The sequence below is a fragment of the Paraburkholderia sp. ZP32-5 genome, assembly GCF_021390495.1.
Taxonomy (GTDB): Bacteria; Pseudomonadota; Gammaproteobacteria; order Burkholderiales; family Burkholderiaceae; genus Paraburkholderia.
Map to the genome: position 1 here is coordinate 2,456,668 of NZ_JAJEJP010000001.1, position 20,729 is coordinate 2,477,396.

At 63.5% G+C, this 20,729-nt stretch carries 19 protein-coding genes; 8 read left to right on the forward strand and 11 right to left on the reverse strand.

The window, feature by feature from the left end; genetic code table 11:
* Positions 1 to 50: 50 nt before the first annotated feature.
* The 4 genes from L0U82_RS10400 (at position 51) to L0U82_RS10415 (ending at position 4,648) form a co-directional block, all read left to right on the forward strand.
* Positions 51 to 1,004 (forward strand): isocitrate lyase/PEP mutase family protein, encoded by a 954-nt coding sequence (locus L0U82_RS10400; protein WP_233830563.1) that lies wholly within the window; start codon positions 51 to 53, stop codon positions 1,002 to 1,004.
* A 413-nt stretch (positions 1,005 to 1,417) separates the two neighbouring features.
* On the forward strand, positions 1,418 to 2,614 hold the full coding sequence (locus L0U82_RS10405) for a GGDEF domain-containing protein (protein ID WP_233830566.1): 1,197 nt from the start codon (positions 1,418 to 1,420) through the stop codon (positions 2,612 to 2,614).
* Positions 2,615 to 2,787: 173 nt separating this feature from the next.
* Complete coding sequence (locus L0U82_RS10410; RefSeq protein ID WP_267929332.1) at positions 2,788 to 3,855, forward strand: Dyp-type peroxidase; 1,068 nt, start codon at positions 2,788 to 2,790, stop codon at positions 3,853 to 3,855.
* A complete protein-coding gene (locus L0U82_RS10415) occupies positions 3,848 to 4,648 on the forward strand; it encodes a family 1 encapsulin nanocompartment shell protein (RefSeq protein ID WP_233830569.1) in 801 nt (266 codons plus the stop codon). Before L0U82_RS10410 ends, L0U82_RS10415 begins: the two co-directional genes overlap by 8 nt.
* 113 nt (positions 4,649 to 4,761) lie before the next feature.
* Here the strand turns inward: L0U82_RS10415 and L0U82_RS10420 are convergent, their stop codons facing one another.
* Positions 4,762 to 5,079 (reverse strand): DUF4148 domain-containing protein, encoded by a 318-nt coding sequence (locus L0U82_RS10420; protein WP_233830571.1) that lies wholly within the window; start codon positions 5,077 to 5,079, stop codon positions 4,762 to 4,764.
* Positions 5,080 to 5,233: 154 nt separating this feature from the next.
* Positions 5,234 to 5,545, reverse strand: a complete 312-nt coding sequence (locus tag L0U82_RS10425) for a hypothetical protein (RefSeq protein ID WP_233830573.1) — start codon at positions 5,543 to 5,545, stop codon at positions 5,234 to 5,236.
* A 459-nt stretch (positions 5,546 to 6,004) separates the two neighbouring features.
* Between L0U82_RS10425 and L0U82_RS10430 the strand changes: the two genes are divergently transcribed.
* The gene (locus L0U82_RS10430; RefSeq protein ID WP_233830575.1) at positions 6,005 to 6,649 is read left to right on the forward strand and encodes a response regulator; all 645 of its coding nucleotides are present in this window, start codon (positions 6,005 to 6,007) and stop codon (positions 6,647 to 6,649) included.
* Between the two features lie 151 nt (positions 6,650 to 6,800).
* Positions 6,801 to 9,149 (forward strand): hybrid sensor histidine kinase/response regulator, encoded by a 2,349-nt coding sequence (locus L0U82_RS10435; RefSeq protein ID WP_233830577.1) that lies wholly within the window; start codon positions 6,801 to 6,803, stop codon positions 9,147 to 9,149.
* 265 nt (positions 9,150 to 9,414) lie between these two features.
* Here L0U82_RS10435 and guaA read toward each other — a convergent pair whose 3' ends face one another.
* The 4 genes from guaA to L0U82_RS10455 all read right to left on the reverse strand — a co-directional run bounded on the left by guaA (position 9,415) and on the right by L0U82_RS10455 (position 13,884).
* Positions 9,415 to 10,998, reverse strand: coding sequence for a glutamine-hydrolyzing GMP synthase (guaA, locus tag L0U82_RS10440; protein WP_233830579.1), 1,584 nt, complete (start codon positions 10,996 to 10,998; stop codon positions 9,415 to 9,417).
* 224 nt (positions 10,999 to 11,222) lie between these two features.
* A complete protein-coding gene (locus L0U82_RS10445) occupies positions 11,223 to 12,026 on the reverse strand; it encodes a hypothetical protein (RefSeq protein WP_233830581.1) in 804 nt (267 codons plus the stop codon).
* 6 nt (positions 12,027 to 12,032) lie between these two features.
* The gene (gene guaB / locus L0U82_RS10450; protein WP_233830583.1) at positions 12,033 to 13,493 is read right to left on the reverse strand and encodes an IMP dehydrogenase; all 1,461 of its coding nucleotides are present in this window, start codon (positions 13,491 to 13,493) and stop codon (positions 12,033 to 12,035) included.
* Positions 13,494 to 13,563: 70 nt separating this feature from the next.
* Positions 13,564 to 13,884: a hypothetical protein gene (locus L0U82_RS10455; protein ID WP_233833360.1), complete on the reverse strand. Its 321-nt coding sequence runs from the start codon at positions 13,882 to 13,884 to the stop codon at positions 13,564 to 13,566.
* Between L0U82_RS10455 and L0U82_RS10460 the strand changes: the two genes are divergently transcribed.
* Positions 13,835 to 14,812 carry a DMT family transporter gene (locus tag L0U82_RS10460; RefSeq protein WP_233833227.1) on the forward strand — a complete coding sequence of 326 codons (978 nt, stop codon included), beginning with the start codon at positions 13,835 to 13,837 and terminating at the stop codon, positions 14,810 to 14,812. The genes L0U82_RS10455 and L0U82_RS10460 overlap by 50 nt on opposite strands.
* Before the next feature lie 76 nt (positions 14,813 to 14,888).
* Here L0U82_RS10460 and L0U82_RS10465 read toward each other — a convergent pair whose 3' ends face one another.
* Together L0U82_RS10465 and L0U82_RS10470 are read right to left on the reverse strand one after the other, a co-directional pair.
* Entirely contained in the window at positions 14,889 to 15,221 is a 333-nt protein-coding gene (locus L0U82_RS10465) for an RnfH family protein (protein ID WP_233830586.1), read from the reverse strand.
* The gene (locus L0U82_RS10470; protein WP_233830590.1) at positions 15,218 to 15,655 is read right to left on the reverse strand and encodes a type II toxin-antitoxin system RatA family toxin; all 438 of its coding nucleotides are present in this window, start codon (positions 15,653 to 15,655) and stop codon (positions 15,218 to 15,220) included. Before L0U82_RS10470 ends, L0U82_RS10465 begins: the two co-directional genes overlap by 4 nt.
* Before the next feature lie 100 nt (positions 15,656 to 15,755).
* Here L0U82_RS10470 and smpB point away from each other — a divergent pair, with 100 nt between their 5' ends.
* Entirely contained in the window at positions 15,756 to 16,202 is a 447-nt protein-coding gene (gene smpB / locus L0U82_RS10475) for an SsrA-binding protein SmpB (protein ID WP_233830593.1), read from the forward strand.
* A gap of 108 nt (positions 16,203 to 16,310) precedes the next feature.
* Here the strand turns inward: smpB and L0U82_RS10480 are convergent, their stop codons facing one another.
* The 3 genes from L0U82_RS10480 to ppsA all read right to left on the reverse strand — a co-directional run bounded on the left by L0U82_RS10480 (position 16,311) and on the right by ppsA (position 20,413).
* A complete protein-coding gene (locus L0U82_RS10480; RefSeq protein WP_233830596.1) occupies positions 16,311 to 17,258 on the reverse strand; it encodes an SPFH domain-containing protein in 948 nt (315 codons plus the stop codon).
* Between the two features lie 135 nt (positions 17,259 to 17,393).
* Positions 17,394 to 17,849, reverse strand: coding sequence for an NfeD family protein (locus tag L0U82_RS10485; protein WP_233830599.1), 456 nt, complete (start codon positions 17,847 to 17,849; stop codon positions 17,394 to 17,396).
* A gap of 161 nt (positions 17,850 to 18,010) precedes the next feature.
* A complete protein-coding gene (ppsA, locus tag L0U82_RS10490) occupies positions 18,011 to 20,413 on the reverse strand; it encodes a phosphoenolpyruvate synthase (protein WP_233830601.1) in 2,403 nt (800 codons plus the stop codon).
* Positions 20,414 to 20,729 lie beyond the last annotated feature (316 nt).

Here is a 20,729-nt window from a genome sequence, read left to right on the forward strand (position 1 = left end):
CAAATCGGGCCTTGAATCACCGCGCGTTTTTCCCACATGGAGAGTGGCATATGGGCAGCACGAAAATCCAGCAGATGCGAGCACTGATGAATGCGCCGGAGATCATCATTTCCCCCGGCGTGTACGACGGCTACAGCGCGCGAGTCATCGAGAAGATGGGCTTCAAGGCAGCGTCGACGACCGGCGCGGGACTCGCGAACTCGCGGCTCAGTCAACCCGACATCGGCATCATGACGCTGACCGAAAACGTCGACGCCTGTCATTGGCTCGCGCGCTCGGTGTCGCTGCCGCTGATGGCCGACGCGGACACCGGCTACGGCAATCCGGTGTCCGTGTATCACACGGTGCAGTTGTTCGAGGAAGCCGGCGTGGTCGGCGTGAATATCGAGGATCAGGTCAGCCCGAAACGTTGCGGACATATGCGCGGCAAGGAAGTGATCGACGCGCGCGAGATGGCGAAGAAAATCGAAGCGGCGGTCAAGGCGAAATCCGATCCCGGCTTCGTGATCAACGCGCGTACCGATGCGATCGCGGTGGAAGGCATCGATGCCGCGATCGCGCGCGCGAAGCTATACGTCGAGGCCGGCGCGGACATGGTCTATCCGGATGCGATCGCGTCGGAGGAACAGATCAAACGCTTCGTCGATGCAGTGAACGCACCGGTCAGCATTAACATGGGCTTCGGCATCCGCACGCGACCCACTACGCCGCTGATTCCGGTGCGGCGGCTGCAGGAACTCGGCGTCAGGCGCGTGACCGTCGCGCGGATGCTGCCGGCCGCCGCGATCATGGGCATGCAGCGCGCGCTCGAACTGTTCCGCGATGCCGCGCAGAGCGGCACCGTGCATAACCGGCCGGACCTGCTGGTCGGTATCGAGGACATCACGGACCTGATGGGCTATCCGATGATCGATCGGCTCGAAACGGAATTTCTGCTGCCGGAGGATATCGAGCGCAAATATGGCGCGGATGCGGCGGGTTATGTGGTGAAGGAGAAGCACTGATCCGGACGGGCGGGCAATCGTCCGCCCGGCACAACGAAGACGGCGCCCCCCGGCTTTGCCGCCACCCTCAGCCCCCCTCCGCCACCCTCAAGAAGATTGCGAACCGGCCGTTAACCCGATCGTGAAGCCGGTCGTTACCCTGGTCATTACCCCGCTAGCTAGCTGTCAGGACCCTTACTAAAAACACGCCGTCGCGCGATCGAATATTGACTGCGTCAATGCTCGGAGCGTCACCGCGGCGGATAAATCCGGGCCTTCGGTAGACGACTGATCCTGCGGGAAAAAATCACGGGGGGCATGTTAGATTACGTGCCTCATCAATGCCGTTGCTCGACAGACACTCTCTCCCGAGCCCGTGACGATCCTGCCAACGGGCAATCCGTTGCCATTGGGGCGTGAGTCGGATACTAAAAATGGACCAAAGCGTCGAGGTGTACACGTTGCCCCGGGGCAAGCTGGCATCGTGGTTGTTGCATGCGGGCAAGGACGTGCCGCTGGAAGTGCGCGTCGCGCTGGCCGGCAGTCTGTTCGGTACCCTGCCGATTTTCCTCGGCGGCGTACTGAATACGGTGGCCGTTGCCTGGGTGCTCGAACGCCGGCATCCGGAAATGCTGTTCAGGATCTGGCTGCTGGTGGAACTCGTCGTGTGCATCACGCGGATGTTCGTACTCGTCACCGCGCGCCGACGGGCCCGGCGCGGGCAATCGACATTGACCGACCTCTACGTTCTGCTTGCGCCCGTGTGGGGCGCGACGGTCGGATACGGCGCCTTCGTCAGCGTGCTGAGCGGCGACTGGGTAGCGGCCACGCTGTCGTTTCTGTCGGCCGCGGCGATGGTCGGCGGCATCTGCTTTCGCAATTTCGGCGCGCCACGGCTCGTCGCGGTGATGATCTTCCTGTCGCTCGGACCATGCTGCCTCGGCGCGCTATTCGCGGGCGAGCGGGTCATGCTGCTCACGCTCGTGCAGATTCCGTTCTATCTGTTCGCGATGAGCGCCGCGGCCTGGCGTCTGAACGGACTGATGGTCGCGACGATGAAAGCCGAGCGCGAGAACGACCGGCGCGCGCGTCATGACGGGCTGACCGGATTGCTGAATCGCGACGGCCTGTTTCATGCGGCGAAGCATGGCGACGGCGACTTTTCGCGTCTGCAGCCCGGCATGGCGTTGCTGTTTCTCGATCTCGACGGCTTCAAGCCGGTCAACGATGCCTATGGCCATGACGTCGGCGACCAGTTGCTGGTGCGCGTGGCAAGACGCCTGCGCGTGGTCGCCGGGCCGGCCGCGCTGGTCGCGCGGCTGGGCGGCGACGAGTTCGCGATCGTGACCGCGCCCACGCCGCTGAAGCCACCGCGCGAACTCGCCGGGCACATCATCGACGAGCTGGGCAAGCCTTTCGAACTCGGCACCGCGGCATCGATTCGCGTCGGCGTCAGTGTCGGCATCGCGATCGTGCCGGCCGAGGGCAGCGAGATCGACAGCGTATTGCGCGCCGCCGACGAAGCGATGTACATCGCGAAACGCCAGGGGCGCGCGCAACGCACGCTCGCGCCGGATCTGACGGCAATGGCGGGCAATGGCGCGAACGTGTCGTTCGCGGCCGGGCGTTGAGAGCCTGAGGACCTGAGCGCCGGGCGCCGGGCGCTCAGGTCAGGCAAGGTGGCTGCGCGGCGGCTGCACAGCAGCGACGACATCGACGCGTCGTCAGGACACTGACACATCGGGCGAACCGCCCAGCATGTATGATTGTCGGCACGCCGCGCCCCCACCACTTCGCAATAACAATGACGAATCCGATCTACACCGAAGATATCAACGAGCCGCAAGCAGTCGCGCAGCAGGCGATGCGCAGCGCGATCTTCATCGTCGCGACGGTCAACCCCGATCCGCAAAGCCAGCAGAGCGTGCGCGAATGGTGCGCCGATATCGCCGGCCTCGTCCGCGCGGTCGGCAAGCGCGCCCCGCAAGCCGGGCTTTCCTGCGTGACGGCGTTTGCGTCCGATGCCTGGGATACGCTGTTCGGCGCGCCGCGCCCTGCCCGCCTGCATCCGTTCCGCGAATTCGGCGTACCCGGGCGCATGGCGATCGCCACGCCCGGCGACATCCTGCTGCATATTCGCGCCGACCAGATGGACCTGTGCTTCGAGCTGGCCACGCTATTGATGGCGCCGCTCGCCGATGCCGTCGTCACCGTCGACGAGATTCACGGCTTTCGCTATTTCGATCAGCGCAGCATCGTCGGCTTCGTCGACGGCACCGAGAACCCGGTCGGTAACGACGCGCTCACGTACACCGTCGTCGGCGATGAAGATGCGGCGTTCGCGGGCGGCAGCTATGTGCTGGTGCAAAAGTACACGCACGATATGAACGGCTGGAATGCGCTGTCCGTCGAGACGCAGGAGCGCATCATCGGGCGCACCAAGCTGTCCGACGTCGAACTCGCCGACGGCGTGAAGCCGTCGAACTCGCACAGCGCGCTCACCACGCTCACCGAAGACGGCCAGGAGATCAAGATCCTGCGCGACAACATGCCGTTCGGCCGTCCCGGCTTCGGCGAATTCGGCACGTATTTCATCGGCTACGCCCGCACGCCCGACGCGATCGAGAAGATGCTCGAGAACATGTTCGTCGGCAAGCCGCCGGGCAACTACGACCGGCTGCTGGATTTCAGCACCGCCGCTACCGGCGGACTTTTTTTCGCACCGTCGCAAGCGGCGCTCGAAGCGCTCGCCGAACGCGCGTCACCCGCGGCCGCCAGCGCGCCGGCGGATCAGGACGGCGACGCAACCTCGCCGCAGCGCGACGGTTCACTGCAGATTGGCTCACTGAAAGGAACCCCCTCACATGAATAATCTCCATCGGGAACTGGCACCCGTCTCGGCGGCCGCGTGGTCGCAGATCGAGGAAGAGGTGGCGAGAACGTTCAAGCGCTCGCTCGCGGGCCGTCGCGTCGTCGACGTGAAGGGCCCGGGCGGCGTCGAGCTGTCGGCGGTGGGCACCGGGCATCAGGTGTCGATCACGGCGCCCGGCCAGGGCATCCGCGCGCGTCAGCGTGAGGTGAAGGCGCTGGTCGAACTGCGCGTGCCGTTTGCGCTGTCGCGCGAGGCCATCGACGACGTCGAACGCGGCTCGAACGATTCGGACTGGCAGCCCGCCAAGGATGCCGCGCAACGTCTCGCATATGCCGAGGACAACGCGATTTTCGACGGCTACGCCGCAGCCGGCATCCTCGGCGTGCGCGAGGGCTCGTCGAACCAGGCGCTGTCGCTGCCGGCCGAGGTGCGCGATTATCCGGACGTGGTGGCTAAAGCGCTCGCGCAGCTGCGGCTCGCGGGTGTCGAAGGTCCGTATTCGATTCTGCTCGGCGCGGATGCATACACCGCGGTCGCCGAAGCGAGCGACCGCGGCTATCCGGTTCTCGAGCACCTGCGCCGGCTGATCAGCGGCGAGATCATCTGGGCGCCGGCTCTCGCGGGCGGCAGCGTGCTGTCGACGCGTGGCGGCGACTTCGAACTGCACGTGGGTCAGGATGTATCGATCGGCTATTCCAGCCATACCGATGAGGTCGTCAATCTGTATCTGCAGGAGTCGCTGACGTTCCTGTTATTGACGGCCGAGGCGTCGGTCAGTATCGGCTCGGAATAACCGCCGGAAACCGGCGCAGGCAAAACCGCAAGCACGCTTCGCGTCACGCGGTGTCGTACCGGTTCGCGAGGCGCTTGCCGGCGCCTCGCTGGAACATTGATTCCGCTGTCGGTTCAGCCCGCGTGCGCCTGTGGGCATTCAGTCTGATACCAGATATCGACCTGACGCTGCGCCGCCCTTAGGTCGTCTGGATAGTAAGGATCAAAGCGCAAATCAGGACGGTAGCCCGCGGCTTCCAGTGCCGCCAGTTCGCTGCGATTGCGCTCGCGCGTGGCGGGCGCCTTGTTTCTGAGGTCGGTCAGATCGCTGCATTGGGCGGCGCTCAAATGCGTTTGCCCTGCTTGCCCGCCTTGCATGCCGCCCGCCGCGCAGCCGGCTAGCGTGAGTACCGTTGCAGCGAGGATGGACGGCATCTGCATCGCGAATTTCATGTTGTGCCTCCATTACGGCGGAAAACGCTCCACCTGAGCGGCCGGCTTGTGTCGCGCTTGCGCCCGCGCCCGCCCGACACGGCCAGCGTGCGGTCTCGACACAACTGACAGCATACGCGTGCTGACGCGCGGCGCATCGCGCCGATGGCGCCGATCACGCGACGATCACCGCGCGCCGCAGCCGTTCGCGGCTCATCCGGCGAGGCCCCCAGGCCTGCGCATTGAGGCGCGGTTCAACGCGCGCATTCGGCTCCGCATTCGAGTCGTTATGCCGGTCATCGACCTGTACGTCGATGATCGGTGCCGCGGTCATCGCGGCGGCGACATGCTCCGACTCCGGCAGCAACCCGGCGAATGCGGCAATCCCGGTCGCGCAGAGCACGACGAGCGCGAGCCCGGCAATCCCGGCGATTGCATATGTTCCCAACGATTTACCGCAGGCTGCAGTGGAAAAGAGGCGTGTCATGGTGTTCTCCCGTCACGCACCTTGACGCTGCAACATCTATGCCGACGTAACAGAAAAATGTTGGCTTCCCCACTGGGCGGAGCACGCGCTACTACCGAGAGATTTCCTTCGATGAAAAAGAAGCCCGTTTGTGTTGGGTTACGACCAACTTGAAACGCGGAGCAGCGTCGGCCGGGCCGACACCGTTATATGGAAAGACCGGCAAATACCACTCGCGGCTCGCCATCGTGTGCGCATTCGTCGACGCGCGCGCCTGCCATTCCTGGCGTTCGCGTGCAGGCATACGGGCATAAGAGCACCGGGCATCGGCGTTGCGTAGCGCAATGAACAGCGCTCGCGAAATTGTCAGGTAGTAGGAATCCGGGCTGCTGCATATCCAGCAGGTACTAGCGGTCGGTATTAGCGATACGTACCGGCCGCGCACACAGCGATATGGTGGAACCGGACATGCGCAAGGTCTTGCTGATCGACGACGACGCGGGGTTGCGAGCGGCGCTGGAAGCCGCCCTCGCCTCGCATGGACACGAAGTAGCCAGCGCGCAGGACGGGCTGGCGGCGCTGCGCGCGGCGATCGACCAGCGGCCGGAAGTGATCGTGTCCGATGTGAACATGCCGTATCTGGAGGGCCCCGATGCAGTGAGGATTCTGAAGGCATTGCCACAATTCCGGGACGTGCCGGTCGTGTTCATGTCCGGCGCCGAACTGCCACCCACCGGTCTTGCGGAGGCCACGCTGCGCAAACCGGTGAGCGTCGAACGGCTCGTCGCGCTGGTCGAACGCGTCGCGCGACCGGCCGCTGGCAAGGCACCGCCGTCGCCATCGCCGGCCCCACGCCCCACTCCCGGTACCGCTGACGACGCGGGATGGGACCGGGAGCGGGCCGCCGCGTCGCTTGCGCCACCCGCCGGCACCGCCTGCGCGGCGCGCATTTGTCGCGGCATCGAACTGATGCATGCTCAGGCCGCAAGGATCGGGCAATTGCGCAGAGGCGGACTGGACACCGAAGAATCCGAGCGCCTGTACAACCAACTCGTTGATAGCGTCGCGAATCTGCTTCAGTACTTGTCGACAGAGGCGGCTCTGCGCGCGCGGTACCGACGTTGAGGTTTGACGATCGGCCGACTCTGCCGCCATAGCTATCGTGCCCGTTCTGCCCGCGTAACGACTCGCGTGCCGACCAGGCACGGCGATTGCTGCCCCGCTTCCATTCTGGTTAGCCAGGCCATACGGCGTACATGGCAACGGGGAGTGGACGATGGCGACGGCGAACCAACGCGACGCGACGATTTCCGAAGACTGGTGCCGCCGTTGGGTCAGCACCGTGCGCGACTATGCGGTCATCGGCCTCGCACCCGATGGCACGATACGGACGTGGAACGCCGGCGGCGAATATATTCACGGCTTCAGCGGCGAAGAGGTGATCGGCCGCTCCTTCGAAATTTTTCATACGCCTGAAGATCGCGACCAGGGCAGCGCCGCCGCGGCGCTCGAACGCGCGCGCCGCATGGGTCATGCGGAAAACGAGGGATGGCGGCTGCGCAAGGACGGCTCGCTGTTCTGGGCCAATGTCGTGATCACCGTGCTGCGCGACGAGAACGATCAGGTGCTCGGCTTCGGCAAGATCGTGCGCGATATGACCGATAAGCGGCGCGCGCATGAAGCAGTCGTCGAAAGTGAGCGGCGCTTCCGGATGCTCGTCAATGGTGTGACCGACTACGCGATTTTCATGTTGTCGCCGGAAGGCATCATCACGAATTGGAACGCCGGCGCTCGCCGCATCAAGGGATACAACGCCGACGAAATCATCGGCTCGCATTTCTCGCGCTTCTACACCCCCGAAGATGCACAGGCGGGGCTGCCGCAGCGCGGTCTGTCGATCGCCGCGCGCGAAGGACGCTTCGAAGCCGAAGGATGGCGCGTGCGCAAGGACGGCAAGCGGTTCTGGGCTCATGTCGTGATCGATGCGATCCGTTCGGACAACGGCGAACTCGCCGGCTTTGCGAAGATCACCCGCGATATCACCGAGCGGATGGAAGCGAACCGGCTGCTGGAGGAAACCCGCAAAGCCCTCGTGCATTCGCAGAAGATGGAAGCAGTCGGCAAACTGACGGGCGGCGTCGCGCACGATTTCAACAACGTGCTGCAGATTTTGCGCGGCAATCTCGAACTGCTCGACGACCGCCACCATCGCGATGCGTGGACACGCGAGCGGCTCAACAAGGCGCTCGACGCGGTGGACCGCGGCTCGACGCTGGCATCGCAACTGCTCGCATTTGGCCGCCAGCAGCCGTTGCAGCCGGTGGTCATCAGTCTGGCGGCGACCCTGCAGGGCGTGGACGATCTGCTGCGCCGGGCGCTGGACGAAACGATTCGTGTGAAAACAGTCTTCGCCGCCGATCTGTGGAATACGCTGATCGACTTTCATCTGCTCGAAAACGTGATCCTCAATCTGGCGATCAATGCGCGCGATGCGATGCCTCAGGGCGGCGAGCTGACGATCGAGCTATCCAACGCGGTGCTCGACGACGACGACGTCGCGCCGCTCGCGGATGTCACGGCCGGACAGTATGTGCTGCTGGCCGTCACCGACACGGGCACGGGCATGTCGAAAGAAGTCCTCGAACGTGCCTTCGATCCATTTTTCACGACCAAACCGGAAGGCAAAGGCACCGGGCTCGGGCTGAGCATGGCGTATGGCTTCGTGAAGCAAAGCGGCGGTCACATCGAAATCCACAGCGAGCCGGATCACGGCACCACCGTCAAGATTTACCTGCCGCGTTCGATGCAGCCGGCGACCGAGCTGGCGCGGCGCGAGCGCGTCACGGTGACCGGCGGCACGGAAACCATTCTGGTCGTCGAGGACGATCCGAAGGTGCAATCGACCGTCATCGATACGCTCTCCGGGCTCGGCTACCGCGTGCTGAAAGCGGATACCGCGCAGCAGGCGCTGGCCGTGCTGCAAAGCGGTGTGCACGTCGACCTGCTTTTTTCCGACGTCGTGATGCCTGGGCCGCTGCGCAGCACGGAGATGGTTGTCGAGGCTTCGCAACTGCTGCCGAAACTGAAAGTGCTATTCACGTCCGGCTATACGCGTGATGCGATCATCCACGGCGGCCGGCTCGACCCCGGCGTCGAATTGCTCGGCAAACCGTACAGTCGCGAGCAGCTCGCGCACAGGATCAGACAGATGCTGGGCGGACGCAGCATGCTTGCCACGGAACCTCATGAGCCCATTACCGCGGCACAAGCCGGGCCTACGCTGCGCATCCTGTTCGTCGACGACGATCCGAATCTGTCCGACGCGGTCAAGGAGCAGCTGACCCTGCTCGAACATCTGCCCGAGTCGACGACGTCGCCGTCAGAAGCGCTCAAACGGTTGAAACAACAACCGTTCGATGTGTTGATTACTGATCTGACGATGCCGGAAATGGACGGCATCGAACTCGCGCGCGAGGCCGTTGTGGCGCGGCCTTCTCTGTGCGTGGTGTTTTCGTCCGGCTACGACATGCCCGACCTGCCGCCGTTGCCATTCCGGTGGGCGGCTTTGCGCAAGCCGTTCACGTTCAGGGAACTCGATGCGGTATTGCGGGGCTTTCATGTTTGATGCGGGTGGGCGGTTGCGCTGACAGATCAAATCTATCGAGCCCGTTGTACTCACGGCAATCACGATTTCAATCCGATCTATGTGATCGCCTGACGGTACGAGAAGCGGCCATTTCAACCGCTTCTCAAGATACCGTCACAACTACCGTCAAATTGATCAGGATCAAGTGATAGCGGCTGATATTGCGTCAGTCGCTAAGCCCTTATCCCGCCAGGGCTTCATGAGGATGCTGATACTGCCCGAAACGGTGTGAGGCGATGCTAGATCACTCCCACTCAATCGTCGCCGGCGGCTTCCCCGAGATGTCATACACGACCCGGTTAATCCCGCGCACTTCATTGATGATCCGGTTCGACACCTGCCCCAGCAACTCATGCGGCAGATGCGCCCAATGCGCGGTCATGAAGTCGAGCGTTTGCACCGCGCGCAGCGCAACGACGTATTCATAAGTCCGCCCGTCGCCCATCACACCGACGCTCTTCACCGGCAGGAACACCGCGAACGCCTGGCTCGTCAGGTCGTACCAGGACTTGCCGGTCTCCTTGTCGATCGTGTTGCGCAGTGTCTCGATGAAAATCGCATCCGCGCGGCGCAGCAAATCCGCGAAATCGCGCTTCACTTCGCCGAGAATCCGCACGCCCAGACCCGGGCCCGGGAACGGATGGCGATACACCATCGAATGCGGCAGCCCCAGCTTCACGCCGAGTTCGCGCACTTCGTCCTTGAACAGTTCGCGCAGCGGTTCGAGCAGCTTCAGGTTCAGCGTCTCCGGCAGGCCGCCGACGTTGTGGTGGCTCTTGATCGTCTGCGCGGCCTTCTTGCCCTTGCCCGCCGATTCGATCACGTCCGGATAGATCGTGCCCTGCGCAAGCCATTTCGCGTCGGTCAGCTTGGCTGCTTCGGCCTGGAACACTTCGACGAATTCCGCACCGATGATCTTGCGCTTCGCTTCCGGATCGGTCACGCCGGCCAGCTTGCCGAGGAACGCCTCGCTCGCGTCGACGTGGATCACCTTCACGCCGAGGTTATCGGCGAACAGTGCCATCACCTGCTCGGCTTCGTTCAGACGCAGCAGACCGTGGTCGACGAACACGCAGGTCAGTTGGTCGCCGATCGCGCGATGCAGCAGCGCCGCCGCCACCGACGAATCCACGCCGCCCGACAGCCCCAGGATCACGTGTTCACTGCCGACCTGCTCGCGAATCTTCGCGACGGCCTCGTCGATGTAGTGGCCCATTTCCCAGTCGGCCTTCGCGCCGCAGATCTGCAGCACGAAGCGCTCGAGCATCGCGCGGCCCTGCACCGTGTGCGTGACTTCCGGGTGCCATTGCAGGCCGTAGAAGCGGCGCTGTTCGTCGGCCATCGCCGCGATCGGGCACGAGTCGGTGGATGCCATCAGCACGAAGCCCGGCGGCATGTCGAGCACCTTGTCGCCGTGGCTCATCCACACCTTCAGCATGCCGTGGCCTTCAGGCGTCGTGAAATCGTTGATGCCTTCGAGCAGGCTCGTATGGTTGCGCGCACGCACTTCGGCGTAGCCGAATTCGCGCAGATGGCCGATGTCGACCTTGCCGCCGAGCTGCTGGGCCATCGCCTGCATGCCGTAGCAGATGCCGAGCACCGGCACGCCGAGTTCGAACACCGCTTGCGGCACGCGCGGCGTATCTTCCTCGGTGACCGAGCTCGGGCCGCCGGAGAGGATCACGCCCTTCGGCGCGAAGTCGCGGATGAACGACGCATCGACGTCGTACGGGTGGATTTCCGAATACACGTTGGCTTCGCGAACGCGACGTGCAATCAGTTGGGTGACTTGCGAACCGAAGTCGAGGATCAGGATCTTGTCATGCATGGCAGCGGACGGAATCAGAAGTGAGCGTATACGGAATGCCGCGCACGACGCGCGGCGTTGAATTCAAAGCGGTACAGGCGGCGCCGCATACAGCGCCGTGTGAACCTGAAACATGTCGATGAAGCGCACGGCTGCGGCCAACACCCGTGCGAGCCGTTTGTCGCGTTTGTCGCGCGCGCGAACGAAACCCGATAGCTGCCGCGAACGATGTGGCGCGCGACGCGTCAGCCATGAAACGGCGGCCGGGGCGTGCCGGGCGCGTCGCTGCGGGTGTCGCCGGCGGCGGCCGCCGCGCGGGCAGCGCGTTCGGACTCGCTCAGACCGGGCTCGCTTGCGGAGGGATGAAGCGATGCGGCGGAACTGGCAGTGGACGGCGTAGCCGCAGTTGCTGCGGCAGCCGCGTTGACCGGCCGCGTGACCGGCACGACCGGCTCGGCCACCGGTTCAGCGTGATAGACCGGAAAGCCCGCGGTGACATGCGGCTCGCGCGGCACATCGTGCTCACGCTCGCGTTCCAGTTCGCGTCGCCGCGCGGCTTCCCTTTCGGCCTCTTTCTCCGCCCGTTTGGCAGCACGCTTGTCGACACGTTGATCGGCCTTGCTCGAAGAAGACTTGACCACGCCCCCCTTCTCGCGCCGCCGCACCGCGCCCGACAACCTGACGCCACCCAGCCCGATCACCACCAGCACGACGCCGGCCAGCACCGAGACGATCTGCCCGAAGCCAGTCAGCGACGGCGTATGCAAGCCCAGCAGCCACACCAGCATCAGCACGCCGCTCAGCCAGTGCACGTGACCGACGACCTTCGCGACCTTCGACGTCAACGCGCCATCGAACGACGCATGCACCGCAAGCCACGCGAGCCCGATCAACGCGACGCCGAATGCCTGGCCGACCAGCGCCGGCTGCGTTTGCACCAGCTGCAGGTCGTTGTACAACGAAGTCCACGGCGTCAGCAGGAACAGCAGGCCGAACGCCAGCAGCACCAACGCATCGAGGATCAGTACAACGCGCAGCAGCGGCTTCATCGGCGTTTAGTCCACGTGGTAGTTGGGCGCTTCCTTGGTGATCTGCACGTCATGCACGTGCGACTCGCGCAGGCCCGCGCCGGTGATCTGCACGAACTCGGCCTTCTCGTTCATTTCGGCGATCGTGCGGCAGCCGCAGTAACCCATGCTCGCGCGCACGCCACCGATCAGCTGGAACAGGATCGCGTTGACCGAACCCTTGTAGGCGACGCGGCCTTCGATGCCTTCCGGCACCAGCTTGTCGATGTTCGCGGAGTTGTCCTGGAAGTAGCGGTCCGCGGCGCCGTCCTTCATCGCGCCGACCGAACCCATACCGCGGTACGACTTGTACTGACGGCCCTGGTACAGGAACACTTCGCCCGGTGCCTCTTCGGTGCCGGCGAACATGCTGCCCATCATCACCGCGTTCGCGCCCGCGGCGAGCGCCTTGCTGATGTCGCCCGAGAAGCGCACGCCGCCGTCGCCGACGACCGGCACGCCGGAGCCCTTCAGCGCTTCGGACACGTTCGAGATCGCCGTGACCTGCGGCACGCCGACACCGGCGACGATCCGCGTCGTGCAGATCGAGCCCGGGCCGATACCGACCTTGACGCCGTCCGCGCCGTATTCGACCAGCGCCTTGGCGGCGGCTGCCGTCGCGATATTGCCGCCGATCACCTCGACGTGCGGGAAGTTCTGCTTGACCCACTTGACGCGCTCGAGCACGCCCTTGCTATGACCATGTGCGGTATCGACGACGATCACGTCCACACCCGCCTGCACCAGCAACTCGACGCGTTCTTCGTTATCCGCGCCGACGCCGACCGCCGCGCCCGCGCGCAGCTTGCCGTGCTCGTCCTTGCACGCGTCCGGGTGCTCGGTCTGCTTGGTGATGTCCTTGACGGTCATCAAGCCGCGCAATTCGAATGCGTCGTTGACGACCAGCACGCGCTCGAGGCGGTGGCTGTGCATCAGCGCCTTCGCTTCGGCGAGCGGTGTGCCTTCCTTGACGGTGACGAGGCGCTCGCGCGGCGTCATGATGTTGCGCACCGGCTCGTCCAGACGTTCTTCGAAGCGCAGGTCGCGGTTCGTCACGATACCGACCAGCTGCGCGCCCTCGACGACCGGGAAACCCGAAATGCCATGCTGACGCGACAGCGCGATCACGTCGCGAACCTTCATTTGCGGCGGCACCGTGATCGGATCACGTACCACGCCCGACTCGAAACGCTTGACCTTCGCGACTTCACGCGCCTGCTCGGCCGGCGTGAGGTTTTTGTGGATGATGCCGACACCGCCCATTTGCGCCATGGCGATCGCCAGACGTGCTTCAGTAACTGTGTCCATCGCGGCGGACACTAGCGGCATATTCAGGGAGATGTTGCGGGTCAGCTTGGTCTTGAGGCTGGTGTCGCGCGGGAGAACATCGGAGAAGGCGGGGACGAGGAGCACGTCATCGAACGTGAGTGCTGTTTGGATCAGACGCATGGCAAATCCTATAGGCGCAAAAGCGAATTATACGCGATACCTCCCCGGTTTTCACTGCGCGAACAGCAGCTTAGCGAATTTCCGGCGATTTTTTTCGCGTTTCATGCAGCGCCGATTTCGCTTGGCGGTTCGCGCCAGGTTCGATCCGGTTTCGTTTGCGCGTTCGCGGCCAGAAGCCATCAGAAATGCCAAATGAAAGCATTTGGTAAGCATTACATCGACCGCTGTCCGGCCCGACCACAAACCCGCCGCCATCGCCCGAATGCAGGATCAAACAAGACGTGTCACGCGCAAAACCGCTATTCTGCGGGCCATTCCAGTTTTTCCGGCAGGGGCAGTCGATGCAGCGCGGTGTCGCATATGGGGTAATGGCCGGAGCCTTGTGGGGCATGGTGTTTCTGATACCGCGCGTGATGTCCGACTTCTCCCCGCTGCTGCTGAGCGCCGGCCGATACGTGATGTATGGCGTCGTGTCGCTGGTCGCGGCGCTGCCGATTGCGCGCTCCCTTCTCAGGCGCCTCACCCGCGACGATCTGATCGCGCTCGTGAAGCTCGCACTCGTCGGCAACATCATCTACTACCTGCTGCTGACGGCCGCCGTGCATCTGATCGGGATCGCACCGGCATCGCTGATCGTCGGCGTGCTGCCGGTCACCGTCACGCTGGCCGGCCGGCGCGATCACGGCGCGGTGCCGCTCGCGCGCCTCGCCTGGCCGCTCGCGGTCGTGATGGCGGGCATCGTCTGCATCAATATCGACGTGTTCACCGTGACGGGCGCGACGCCGGTGAGCATCGCGACGCGGCTGATCGGGCTCGCCTGCGCGCTCGGTGCGCTCGGCTGCTGGACGTGGTTCGCGGTCGAAAATGCCCGCTATCTGCAACGTCAGACGCATTTCAGTGGCAATGAGTGGTCGGTGCTGTGGGGTGTCGTGACGGGCGCTCTCGGCGGGGTGCTGTGGCTCGTGATCGCGGTGCTGCCGGCGGGCGGCCCGCAGGGCGAACTGGCCAGCGCGCGCTGGCATACGTTCTGGATGTTCAATCTGCTGCTCGCGGTCGGCGCGTCGTGGCTCGGCAACGGGCTGTGGAATGCCGCGTCGAAACGGCTGCCGCTCACGCTGTCCGGCCAGATGATCGTGTTCGAAACGCTGTTTGCGCTGCTTTATGGCTTCATTTACGACCAGCGCCTGCCCCGCCCGCTCGAAATCGCGGCGATCCTGCTATTGGTCGCGGGGGTGTGCTGGTCGGTACGCCAGCATTCGGACGACGATTCGTCGGGCGCGGTGCGTATCGAGGAAAAGGCACAGACGTCGGCGCCTTGAGGTGAGACCGGCTGCGAGCGGGAACCCGGCGGCCTCGCGCGCGGAGGCCCGGCCCGGCCTGCCCTGGTGGCGGTGCCTAGCGGGAATCCTTGTTCAGCCAGCGACGCCCTTCGATCGACCCCGCCTTGCGCGTCTTTTCGACGCGGCGCTGGCGCGACACCTTCGGATCGACCAGCAACGGCCGGTAGATTTCGACGCGATCATGGTCGGCAAGCACGGTATCGAGCGGTTTGAGTTTGCCGAACACGCCGACCTTCTGCGTCTTCAGATCGATCGATGGAAAGCGCGTCAGGATGCCGCTCGCGTCGAGCGCCTGTTGCAGCGTCGCGCCGGCGGGCAGTTCGACCTCGATCAGCGTTTGCGCATCCGGCAACGCGTAGCAGACTTCAACCGACAAACGCGCGCTCATGCCTGACCATAGCGCTGGTTGGCGCGCTTCACAAAAGATTCGACGAATGTATTGGCGATGTGACTGAACACCGGCCCGATGATCTTTTCGAGCAGAATATTGGTGAACTCGTAGTGCAGCGCGAACTCGATCTTGCAGGCATCGGCGCGCAGCGGCGTGAAGCGCCAGAAACCGGTGAACTTGCGAAACGGGCCGTCGGCGAATTCCATGTCGATGCGCGTAGGCCGCTGCATCGAATTGCGCGTGGCGAAATGCTGCTTGATGCCCTTGAAGTTGATATCGATCTTCGCCTCCATGCCGTTTTCGTCCTGGCGGCGAATTTCGACGCCGCCGCACCAGGGCAGAAAATTGGGGTAATCGGCGACGTCGGTGACGAGGTCGAACATCTGTTCCGCCGAATGACGGATCAACACGGTTTTCTGGACATCTGCCATAAATTGAACAGCGCGTGGCAAGGGTGGACGGGCGCCGCGGGCTTTCCTTGTCCCGCTTTGCTAAAATCGTGATTTTAAACGAGTTGGGCGTTTTCCATTCATGAGCATTATCGACAACAGAAAAGCGTTCTTCGACTACGCGGTCGAGGAACGCTACGAAGCCGGACTCGTGCTCGAAGGATGGGAGGTCAAGGCATTGCGCGCGGGGCGCGGCCAGATCAAGGAAGGCTACGTGGTGATCCGCAATGCCGAGCTGTTCCTGATCGGCACGCACATCAGCCCGTTGCCCGAGGCGTCGACGCATATCAAGCCCGATCCGGTGCGCACGCGCAAGCTGCTGCTGCATAGCGAGCAGATCAGCAAGCTGATCGGCAAGGTCGAGCGCAGCGGCTATACGCTCGTGCCGCTGAACTTTCACTACAAGAACGGCCGCGTCAAATGCGAGATCGGCCTCGCGAAGGGCAAGAAGCAGCACGACAAACGCGAGACCGAGAAGAAGCGCGACTGGGAACGCGAGAAAGCGCGTTTGATGCGTTCGCCGACCTGAGCTTCGCGGCGCCGTCTTTTAACGAGACTCAAGTGCAAAGGCCCGCACCTGATGTGCGGGCCTTTTTATTGGTATGACGCGTGAGCGTGGATGCCAGCTAACGCTGCTTTATCGCGCGTCGCTTCGAGCCGGCTCGCCTGCCGCCTTGCCCTTGTTCACGATCGTCAGAGCCGACGCGATCATCGAACTCATATTCGACATATCGCCCGGCACGATCAGCGTGGTGCCCTGCTTCGCGAGATTCGAAAACGCATTCACGTACTGCTCGGCCACCTTCAGATTCACCGCTTCCATGCCGCCGTTCGATTGAATAGCCGCCGCGATCTTCTGGATCGCCTGCGAGTTCGCCTCGGCCACGGCAAGAATCGCGGCGGCCTGACCCTGCGCCTGATTGATCGCCGCCTGGCGCTCACCCTCGGACTTCTGGATCGCCGCCTCGCGGCCGCCCGACGCGATATTGATCTGCTCCTGCTTGCGCCCTTCCGACGCCGCGATCAACGCGCGCTTCTCGCGCTCGGCGGTGATCTGCGCCTGCATCGCGTGCAGGATTTCCTTCGGCGGCGTCAGGTCCTTGATCTCGTAGCGCAGCACCTTCACGCCCCAGTTCGACGCGGCTTCGTCGAGCGCGGACACGATGCTGTGATTGATGAAATCGCGCTCCTCGAAAGTCCGGTCGAGTTCGAGCTTGCCGATCACCGAGCGCAGCGTGGTCTGCGACAGTTGCGTGATCGCGAACACGAAATTGCTCGATCCGTACGACGCCTTCATCGGATCGGTGACCTGGAAATACAGCACGCCGTCGACCTGCAGTTGCGTGTTGTCGCGCGTGATACAGACCTGGCTCGGCACATCGAGCGGAATCTCCTTCAGCACGTGCTTGTACGCGATCCGGTCGACGAACGGAAACACGAAACTCAGGCCCGGTGTCAGCGTCGCGTGATAGCGGCCGAGACGCTCGAGCACCCACGCATGCTGCTGCGGCACGATCTTGATGGTCTGCGACGCGAGCACGATCACGACGATCAGCAGCACTGCCCCGACGATGGTTGAATCCATATGACGACCCTCCGGTCCGTGATTCGAATAGTTGTATCAGCCTGCTGACCCGCGCTTTTTTTGCAGCTTAGGCGGCTGAGCTTCGGTTTGTGAATGGACATCGACGAGCCAATGTGGCGAATCCCGCGTTACCGCTCAAACCGCGCTCGCATTGGTCTTCGGGTGCCGGCTTGCAACGACGACGAGGCAACTGCCGCGCAACTCCCGGATCTCGTAGACCAGTGCGTCTTCCGGCTCGCCCGCGGCCAACTCGACATCCCATGCCGCGCCACGATAGCTGACGCGCGCTTTGCGGCCCTGCCACGCCGCCACATCCAGCGTCTGGCCGATATCCATATTGACGTCCGGATTGCGCGATGCGCGTTCGCGCTTGCGGCGTCCAAAGTGCGAGCGCCGCAGCACGACGACCGCGGCCAGCGCGACCACGGCGGCGACCGCGAACTGCACGTCGGCGGAAGCCCCGGCGATATGCGCAAACGCGGCGGCCACGCAGCCGATTGCGATCGTCAACAGATAGAAAGTGCCGCTCATCAGCTCCAGCACGACAAGCACACCCGCCCCGATCCACCAGAACAGTCCACCAGGCGCCACGTCGACCTCCACAAAGCAAAACACCCCGGATCTACCGGGGTGTTTATAGCACGAAGCGAGCGTGCATTTATGGCGAGAGACGGCAAGCATCGACGCGTTTCCAGCCTCGCTGACCGCACCTTATGCATGCCGCCTGAACAGCGGCATGCGGGCACAGTGTGTTACTGCTTCGCCTTCGCCAGTTGCTGCCACGTCTCGATGATCGTGTCGGGGTTCAGCGAGATCGATGCGATGCCTTCGTCGGTCAGCCATTGCGCGAAATCCGGATGATCCGACGGGCCCTGGCCGCAGATACCGACGTACTTGTTCAGGCGCAGGCACGTTTCGATCGCGCGCTTCAACATGAACTTGACCGCCGGATCGCGCTCGTCGAAATCGACGGCGAGCAGTTCCATGCCCGAGTCGCGGTCGAGGCCGAGCGTGAGCTGCGTCAGGTCGTTCGAGCCGATCGAGAAGCCGTCGAAGTACTGCAGGAACTCTTCGGCGAGAATCGCGTTCGACGGCACTTCGCACATCATGATCAGGCGCAGGCCCTTCTCGCCGCGCTTCAGGCCGAACTTCGCGAGAAGCCCGACCACGCGCTCCGCCTGCTTCAGCGTACGCACGAACGGCACCATGATCTCGACGTTGTCGAGGCCCATCTCTTCACGCACCTTCTTCAGCGCGACGCATTCCATCTGGAACGCCTCGGCGAAGTCTTCCGCGATATAGCGCGACGCGCCGCGGAAGCCGAGCATCGGGTTTTCCTCGTCCGGCTCGTAGCGCGAACCGCCGATCAGCTTCTTGTACTCGTTCGACTTGAAGTCCGACATACGCACGATGACGGGCTTCGGATAGAACGCCGCGGCGATCGTCGCGATACCTTCGGTCAGCTTGTCGACGTAGAACGCGCGCGGCGACGCGTGACCGCGCGCAACGCTTTCGACCGCCTTCTTCAGGTCCTGGTCGATGTTCGGATACTCGAGAATCGCCTTCGGGTGAACGCCGATGTTGTTGTTGATGATGAATTCGAGACGCGCGAGACCCACGCCAGCGTTCGGCAGTTGCGAGAAGTCGAAAGCCAGTTGCGGATTGCCGACGTTCATCATGATCTTCACCGGAATCGGCGGCAGTTCGCCGCGCTGCACTTCGGTGATTTCGGTTTCGAGCAGACCGTCGTAAATCTTGCCTTCGTCGCCTTCCGCGCACGACACGGTGACGAGCGCGCCGTCCTTCAGCACGTCGGTCGCGTCACCGCAGCCGACCACCGCCGGCACGCCCAGCTCACGCGCGATGATCGCGGCGTGGCAGGTACGCCCGCCGCGATTCGTGACGATCGCCGCCGCGCGCTTCATCACCGGTTCCCAGTTCGGGTCGGTCATGTCGGCGACCAGCACGTCGCCCGGCTGCACACGGTCCATTTCCGACGGATCGTGAATCACGCGCACCGGACCCGCGCCGATCTTCTGGCCGATCGCTCGGCCGGTGGCCAGCACGTTCGACTGCCCCTTCAGCTTGAAGCGCTGCTCGGCCTTGCCGGCGCCCTGGCTCTTCACAGTTTCCGGACGCGCCTGCAGGATGAAGATCTTGCCGTCGCGGCCGTCCTTGCCCCACTCGATGTCCATCGGACGCTGGTAGTGCTTTTCGATGATGACCGCGTACTTCGCGAGTTCGATCACGTCTTCGTCGGTGATCGAGAAGCGGTTGCGCTGCTCGTGCGCGACGTCGACCGTCTTCACGCGACCCGGTTCGCCCGGCTTCGTGAATTCCATCTTGATCAGCTTCGAGCCGATCGAGCGACGGATGATCGGGTACTTGCCCTGCGCGAGCGTGGTCTTGAAGACGTAGAACTCGTCCGGATTCACCGCGCCCTGCACGACGGTCTCGCCCAAGCCATAGCTCGACGTGATGAACACGGCGTCCTTGAAGCCCGACTCGGTGTCGAGCGTGAACATCACGCCGGCAGCGCCGACGTCCGAGCGCACCATGCGCTGCACACCCGCCGACAACGCGACTTCAGCGTGCGTGAAACCCTTGTGGACGCGATAGGAGATCGCGCGGTCGTTATATAGCGACGCGAACACGTGCTTCATACGATCGAGCACGTCGTCGATGCCGACCACGTTCAGATAGCTTTCCTGCTGACCGGCAAACGATGCGTCGGGCAGATCTTCCGCGGTCGCGGACGAACGCACGGCAAACGACAGCTCTTCGGGCGAGCTCTTTTGCAGCGTCTCGAAGCCCGCGCGGATATCAGCCTCGAGCCGCGGCTGCATCGGCGCGTCGACGATCCATTGACGGATCTCCTTGCCCGCTTCGGCGAGCGCCTTCACGTCGTCGACGTCGAGCGCCTCCAGACGTTTGGCGATACGTTCGGTCAGATTGTTGTGCTGCAGGAAGTCGCGGAACGCGAGCGCCGTGGTGGCGAACCCGGTCGGCACGCGCACGCCGGCTTCGGCGAGCTGGCTAATCATCTCGCCCAACGATGCGTTCTTGCCGCCGACGATTTCTACGTCGGTCATCCGCAACTGCTCGAACGGAACTACATACGCGGTGTCCTTTGCGACGTTAACTGCGTTAGTCATACAAGCCCCTAAGTGTGAAAGAAATTCACGGCTGTGCAAGTGGGCTCGAACACGGGCGGCCTATTGGAAGCTCGACCCCGTGTCTTGCACAACCTGTTAGATAAGCAATCGCCGTAAAGCAGACGCGCTGCATCGGCACAACAACCGAATGAGGGCGAAGAACGCGATTGGCCGCACTTACCGTTCGATTGCACACGTTCACCGCAGCTTGGCCACCGATAACGCGATGTTGACCGATCATTCGCGGCAAGTTAGACGCCGATCGCCTGCAATTGCTTATCCAACAGGTTGCCGCTATTCTACCGTGCCGACTCCT

Excerpts from the sequence above, each read along its gene's own strand:
- L0U82_RS10465 (WP_233830586.1), bottom strand. The coding sequence starts at position 15,221 with ATGAGCGCGCGTTTGTCGGTTGAAGTCTGCTACGCGTTGCCGGATGCG.
- L0U82_RS10455 (WP_233833360.1), bottom strand. The coding sequence starts at position 13,884 with ATGCCCCACAAGGCTCCGGCCATTACCCCATATGCGACACCGCGCTGC.
- L0U82_RS10420 (WP_233830571.1), bottom strand. The coding sequence starts at position 5,079 with ATGAAATTCGCGATGCAGATGCCGTCCATCCTCGCTGCAACGGTACTC.
- smpB (WP_233830593.1), top strand. The coding sequence starts at position 15,756 with ATGAGCATTATCGACAACAGAAAAGCGTTCTTCGACTACGCGGTCGAG.
- L0U82_RS10435 (WP_233830577.1), top strand. The coding sequence starts at position 6,801 with ATGGCGACGGCGAACCAACGCGACGCGACGATTTCCGAAGACTGGTGC.
- guaB (WP_233830583.1), bottom strand. The coding sequence starts at position 13,493 with ATGCGTCTGATCCAAACAGCACTCACGTTCGATGACGTGCTCCTCGTC.
- guaA (WP_233830579.1), bottom strand. The coding sequence starts at position 10,998 with ATGCATGACAAGATCCTGATCCTCGACTTCGGTTCGCAAGTCACCCAA.
- L0U82_RS10445 (WP_233830581.1), bottom strand. The coding sequence starts at position 12,026 with ATGAAGCCGCTGCTGCGCGTTGTACTGATCCTCGATGCGTTGGTGCTG.
- L0U82_RS10425 (WP_233830573.1), bottom strand. The coding sequence starts at position 5,545 with ATGACACGCCTCTTTTCCACTGCAGCCTGCGGTAAATCGTTGGGAACA.
- L0U82_RS10415 (WP_233830569.1), top strand. The coding sequence starts at position 3,848 with ATGAATAATCTCCATCGGGAACTGGCACCCGTCTCGGCGGCCGCGTGG.
- L0U82_RS10410 (WP_267929332.1), top strand. The coding sequence starts at position 2,788 with ATGACGAATCCGATCTACACCGAAGATATCAACGAGCCGCAAGCAGTC.
- ppsA (WP_233830601.1), bottom strand. The coding sequence starts at position 20,413 with ATGACTAACGCAGTTAACGTCGCAAAGGACACCGCGTATGTAGTTCCG.
- L0U82_RS10400 (WP_233830563.1), top strand. The coding sequence starts at position 51 with ATGGGCAGCACGAAAATCCAGCAGATGCGAGCACTGATGAATGCGCCG.
- L0U82_RS10470 (WP_233830590.1), bottom strand. The coding sequence starts at position 15,655 with ATGGCAGATGTCCAGAAAACCGTGTTGATCCGTCATTCGGCGGAACAG.
- L0U82_RS10405 (WP_233830566.1), top strand. The coding sequence starts at position 1,418 with ATGGACCAAAGCGTCGAGGTGTACACGTTGCCCCGGGGCAAGCTGGCA.
- L0U82_RS10460 (WP_233833227.1), top strand. The coding sequence starts at position 13,835 with ATGCAGCGCGGTGTCGCATATGGGGTAATGGCCGGAGCCTTGTGGGGC.
- L0U82_RS10480 (WP_233830596.1), bottom strand. The coding sequence starts at position 17,258 with ATGGATTCAACCATCGTCGGGGCAGTGCTGCTGATCGTCGTGATCGTG.